At 58.2% G+C, this 988-nt stretch carries 2 protein-coding genes; both read right to left on the reverse strand.

Annotated elements, in window-relative coordinates; all coding sequences use genetic code 11:
- Positions 1–562: aconitase family protein (locus A3754_RS22150; RefSeq protein ID WP_255363153.1), on the reverse strand; the 562-nt coding region annotated here is incomplete at its 3' end.
- A 107-nt stretch (positions 563–669) separates the two neighbouring features.
- Positions 670–988 (reverse strand): citrate/2-methylcitrate synthase (locus tag A3754_RS22155; protein ID WP_304439858.1); only part of this gene is annotated, 319 nt, incomplete at its 5' end.

A 988-nucleotide genomic window follows, 5' to 3' on the forward strand; every position in this document is an offset into this window, starting at 1 on the left:
CGCGCACCTGTACCACCGGAGACATCTTTTCCAGGTTGATCTGGTGCATGATGCCGTTACCCGGGGGGATCACATCCACGTTATCGAAGGCGGTTTTAGTCCAGTTGATGAAATGGAACCGGTCCTCATTGCGGCGCTCTTCCACCGCGCGGTTCTTTTCGAACGCGCCCTCTTCAAAACCGGGGTGCTCCACGGCCAGGGAGTGGTCAACGATTAACTGGGTCGGCACCACCGGGTTCACCTGGGACGGATCACCGCCCTTCTCGGCGATGGCATCACGCAGGCCGGCCAAGTCTACCAGCGCGGTCTGGCCGAGAATGTCATGGCAGACAACGCGGGCCGGATACCAGGGAAAGTCCAGGTCGCGTTTGCGTTCGATGAGCTGCTTGAGCGCACCGGTCAAATCCTGAGGTGCACAACGGCGCACCAGCTGCTCTGCCAGAATTCGGGAAGTGTATGGAAGTTTTGCATAGGCCCCAGGCTGGATCGCATCGACCGCCGCGCGGGTGTCGAAATAGTCCAGCTCGGTGCCGGGTAGGGATTTGCGGTATTCGGTGTTCATAGCCTGGGGATCTCTTGTCTGGGTGAATCTTGGGATCTATATCTCCGTAGGAGGCTGCTTGCAGGCGAACCCTTCGCTTGCAAGCAAGCTCCTACAGTAAGAGCGAATCAACCCCGCTCAGCGATCGGCGTTACCGCCCGCAGTTCTTCACCGGTGTAATCCGCGCTCGGACGAATAATGCGGTTGTCTGCACGCTGTTCCATTACGTGGCCGGCCCAACCGGTCAGGCGGCTCATCACGAAAATCGGGGTGAACAGCTTGGTCGGAATGCCCATGAAGAAATAGGCAGACGCATGGAAGAAATCGGCGTTGCAGAACAGTTTCTTCTCGCGCCACATGACTTCTTCACAACGCACGGACACCGGATACAACACGGTATCGCCCACATCCTGGCCCAGCTTTTCGGCCCACTGTTTGATGATGGCG

This window comes from Alcanivorax sp. HI0083 (assembly GCF_001635175.1).